1 protein-coding gene is annotated in these 443 nt (G+C 50.3%); it reads right to left on the bottom strand.

Annotated elements, in window-relative coordinates:
* On the bottom strand, positions 1–436 hold a 436-nt coding region (locus FDX01_RS03480; protein WP_137399242.1), incomplete at its 3' end, for an SUMF1/EgtB/PvdO family nonheme iron enzyme.
* Positions 437–443 lie beyond the last annotated feature (7 nt).

The raw sequence follows: 443 nt of genomic DNA, 5'->3' as shown, positions 1-443 counted from the left end.
TCTCCTTTTTCAGCCAGCGGCAGTAGCTGTCGGCCTCACGCCATGACACCACCGCCGGACTGTTTTTAAAATGGTTCATGTTCGCCAGCGTTTTATTATCGTATTGATCTTTGTAACGTAACTCCGGTAACCCCGTCATTTTCAGATAAAAAGCGTAATCCTCATGGGTCACTTTGAAACGACTGATGGAATAGCTGTTCAGCGTCACTTCATGCAGCGGTTTGGTATCTTTTTCTGATGAACAGCGTGCCCCCTCACCATGTGTGCGCGAGCAAAAGTCCCCCATCCAGAACGTTCCGCCCGGAATAAAAACCAGATCGCCGGTGATGCGTTGCAGGTATTGTGCTAATTCCGCGTTATTCTGCCCCGCCGACTCCGGTTTATCGCAACCGCTCAGCAACAGCAGTAGCGCCAGGCTATATTTTCCGACCGTCATTTTACCG

It is taken from the genome of Citrobacter sp. wls613 (assembly GCF_005281195.1).
GTDB classification, from domain to species: Bacteria; Pseudomonadota; Gammaproteobacteria; order Enterobacterales; family Enterobacteriaceae; genus Citrobacter; species Citrobacter gillenii.
Note: the sequence above shows the minus strand (reverse complement) of the source record. Positions and strands in the feature narration are given on the sequence as shown.